Origin of the sequence: Pelagivirga sediminicola (genome assembly GCF_003072125.1) — a bacterium.
GTDB classification, from domain to species: domain Bacteria; phylum Pseudomonadota; class Alphaproteobacteria; order Rhodobacterales; family Rhodobacteraceae; genus Roseovarius; species Roseovarius sediminicola.
In genome coordinates this window covers 1-3,276 of sequence record NZ_QCYH01000042.1, presented here as the reverse complement: position 1 = coordinate 3,276, position 3,276 = coordinate 1, and the positions used below count along the sequence as shown (strand labels likewise).

At 56.6% G+C, this 3,276-nt stretch carries 4 protein-coding genes; 2 read left to right on the top strand and 2 right to left on the bottom strand.

Going from position 1 to position 3,276, the window contains the following annotated elements; all coding sequences use genetic code 11:
* Both DC366_RS20115 and DC366_RS19235 read left to right on the top strand, forming a co-directional pair.
* Positions 1 to 229, top strand: a 229-nt coding sequence (locus DC366_RS20115) for a hypothetical protein (protein WP_207768791.1), incomplete at its 5' end; no start/stop codon positions are given.
* A gap of 66 nt (positions 230 to 295) precedes the next feature.
* Entirely contained in the window at positions 296 to 700 is a 405-nt protein-coding gene (locus tag DC366_RS19235) for a hypothetical protein (protein ID WP_108693756.1), read from the top strand.
* Positions 701 to 759: 59 nt separating this feature from the next.
* On the opposite strand, the gene DC366_RS19230 is transcribed toward DC366_RS19235, so the two are convergent.
* Complete coding sequence (locus DC366_RS19230; protein WP_108693755.1) at positions 760 to 2,145, bottom strand: tyrosine-type recombinase/integrase; 1,386 nt, start codon at positions 2,143 to 2,145, stop codon at positions 760 to 762.
* Positions 2,146 to 2,488: 343 nt separating this feature from the next.
* Positions 2,489 to 3,190: a tetratricopeptide repeat protein gene (locus DC366_RS19225; protein ID WP_108693754.1), complete on the bottom strand. Its 702-nt coding sequence runs from the start codon at positions 3,188 to 3,190 to the stop codon at positions 2,489 to 2,491.
* Positions 3,191 to 3,276 lie beyond the last annotated feature (86 nt).

Here is a 3,276-nt window from a genome sequence, read left to right as displayed (position 1 = left end):
GCACCATGGCGCTTGGTGCCCCGTCACTGGCCTGGTTTTACGCCGCCGCGTGGCCGGTTTTTACTCCGCCGTTGACACCCGCATCGGGAACCGTGAACTGCACGTTGAACGGCACCTGTCACCCGCCCCTGAAGGTTGGCTATCGGCGGTGCGAACGGGGTTTGAAGGTGAGACGGTGGTGAACGTGGGGCGCTGGGCGGTTCATTTCGTCAATCATCGCCGGGGATGAAATTCCGAGTCTTGTTTGCTGAGCCGTCATGTGTAAACGAGACATAAAGCCTGATGGAGAACTGCTATGCAGCGTTGCTCACTTGACGAGATTTTAAGAACCGCGAAACTCGTGCCTTTCGAGCAGAAGCATATCCAGTTCCTGATTTCCCTCATTAAAAAGCAGAGTGCAAAAGGACTAGTTGTTCGATTTCACCCGCTTTTTGCGTTCACGCCGCAGGAGGCGCTCTCAAAAATGCGAGATGGCGTCTTTGTCCTGACCTGCCCGCAAATCCAAGCAGACTTCGTGTTCCTTTGTGAAAGCGGGGGCAAAGGTTTATTGGGTGGGCAAAAGAGAGTGTTTAGGGTGTTTGCTGGTGACTTAGAGCAAGATGAATTTAGCGCCGCAAGTTCATACAAATCATTTGGGATTGCTGCAACTTCGGTCAACAATATCTTTCGAAGCGAAGGCCTCCTGAGCGGTGCCGTCTAGCTACCTCAACTCTATTTCTGTACAGCCCCAAGTAAAATGACCACCGCCTAGTCAGTATCCTACGGCAACCTCACGGCTTCCACGCATGCCCGCCGCTGCGCCTTCGAAGCCTCTTTCGCATAAACGCCGAACGTCACATCTTGCTTGTCCGGTCGGTGCCCGATCACGTCCGCGATGGTTTCCTTGGGCTGTCCCGCGTGTCGTGCCATGGTGGCGAACCAGCGGCGGGCGGAATGAAAATTGACCAGTGAACGCCTGACGCCCTCGCGGCTATCGTCCACGCCCACCGCCTCACGCCACCGCTTGAACCGCTTCCCGAAGGTGTCAGAGGGATTACCAGCCCCTGCCAACTCATGGAACAGCATGTCTTGCGGTCGCTTGCCCTTCATGCGGCCCCGTACCATCGACACTAGAGAACTGTGAACGGGCACCTTGCGGGCGGCGGCATCGGTCTTGCCTTGCTGGATGTCGAAGAACATCTGCCCATCCTCCTCTACCACTTCCTCTACCCAAAGGGTCAACACTTCGGCTTGCCGCATGCCAGACAGAAGGGATATGGCTAGAGCGTCGCGCATGGTGCCTTCCCACACGGGATTAAGCGGGAACTTGGAGTTGAGAAGGGCGGCCACCTCGGTATCCGTGAAGGGCCTTTCCCCGGCTTTCCGACCACCGCGCTCAACCCTTGTTCCCCGTTTCTCTATCGTCTGTTCATTCCACGGCCAGCCCGAACTAAGGGCTTCACCACCGGGCAGCGATATGTGCCCTCTGCGGGCAAGGTAAATCCAATACTGCGGAAGGGCGGTTAGGTGTTTTCTCTGGGTTGCGGGGTGTAACTGGTCCAAGACATCTGCGACGTATTGCCCAGCCAAACGCCTATCCACACGGTTCAGCGTTGCGCCCTTCTCACTGCACCACCGGGCAAACCGCATGATAATCCCCCGCCTCTCATTGGTGGTCTTGGGGGCAAGCTCAGCGACTGTCAGATACGTCTCAAGATGGCGCTCGCTCTCCACCTTGCCAGACATTGCATCCTCAAAGGCTTTGCGCTGGGCTGGTCGCATTGCGTCGGCCTCAGCCTCTGCGGCGGTGACGATCAGGTGTCGTTCGTCGTCATCTTCTGCGGCTTCCATAGCGGCGCGCGTGATGGTGCCCCTATCGGCAGGCGGTAGCGCGGCCCTAGGTCCATCTTCCGTGCCTCTCCAGCCGGGCAACTCAAGGGACAGCCTTTGGCCTGCGCGAACGTCATCAAACTGGGGGCGCGTCAGTCTTTCAATCTCATCCCTTCGCCGCTTGGCTTCGGCGATGTCAGAGGTTCGCAGGTTGATGAGGATGAAACCGGGACCGCCCGTCACCCTACGGATAGCTTCAGGGACGCCTTGGCGATACCACCACACGTTGCCCCTGAGGGACAGAAGGCGTTCCGAACGGTTAGATTTAACAGCCATAAGGCACCTCATTGACCAAGCACATTGACCAATAGGTGCCTACGAAGGGGCTGATAATCAAGGGATAAAGGGGTGTGAGGTGGAATGGTGGAGCCTAGGGGGATCTCCACCACAACTCCAAGCCATTGAGAAACCGTAGAAAAGTGGCGTGCGGTTAACATTGTGCCACACCTTAATGTCACACTTGAGGTGGTTGCAAGGGTTTGAGGCTGCATCGGCGCGCGAACGCCCGCGAGTGATGAGGTTTTTGTGTGAACAGCAGTGTGAAGTTGAACATGTATTGAAGCCGCAAGGCGCAATAGAGTAGTTTAGTGCAACGGCAACTAGACTTTGTGGCACCCCATCAATCGCAGTCTTGGTAACCTGAAGCCATACATTCGCGCGCGCTTCGCTGTGCTTCTTCAATAGCTTCTGTGGTCATGTTCTCGGCCAAGGTGTCTCGACTGGTACCGGCGAAATCTATGCCGTTAGCTGCACCGATATTATACCACATATGTGCTAAAATGTAATCTTGGGTCACACCCTCGCCCCGAGCGTACATCTGACCGAGGGCTGCCTGTGCATTAGCGTGACCCTGTTCGGCGGCAAGACGGTACAATTTTACTGCCTCGCCATGGCTTTGCGTCACCCCTCTACCAACAAGATACATCTCAGCGAGGTTGGACTGTGCATTGGGTTGCCCCTGATCAGCAGCAAGACGGTACCACTTGGCTGCCTCGCTATAGTCCTGCGTCACGCCTTCACCCTGAGCGTACATCCAGCCGAGCATGCTTTGCGCGTCCATATCCCCCTGATCAGCAGCAAGACGGTACCACTTGGCTGCCTCGCTATAGTCCTGCGTCACGCCTAAGCCGTCGCTGAAAAAATGACCGAGGTTGCGCTGTGCTCTGGCATTGCCCTGTTCGGCTAGTGGTCGCCACTCCTTCAGCGCGGCTGAGTAGTCTTTCTCCCGAACAGCGGCCAGTCCCTTTGCGAAATCCTGAGCCAAGGGCATTGAAGGTGTCAGCAAAGACGCGACTAGCGCGGCTCGAAACAGCTTATTCATAGATCATCTGTATCCGTCCGGCTACGCCGCGCTTGACGCCTGTTGCGGCGTCCAGTTCCAAGGCGCGAGTTCTTCGATGCGGTTGA

Excerpts from the sequence above, each read along its gene's own strand:
- DC366_RS19235 (WP_108693756.1), top strand. The coding sequence starts at position 296 with ATGCAGCGTTGCTCACTTGACGAGATTTTAAGAACCGCGAAACTCGTG.
- DC366_RS19230 (WP_108693755.1), bottom strand. The coding sequence starts at position 2,145 with ATGGCTGTTAAATCTAACCGTTCGGAACGCCTTCTGTCCCTCAGGGGC.
- DC366_RS19225 (WP_108693754.1), bottom strand. The coding sequence starts at position 3,190 with ATGAATAAGCTGTTTCGAGCCGCGCTAGTCGCGTCTTTGCTGACACCT.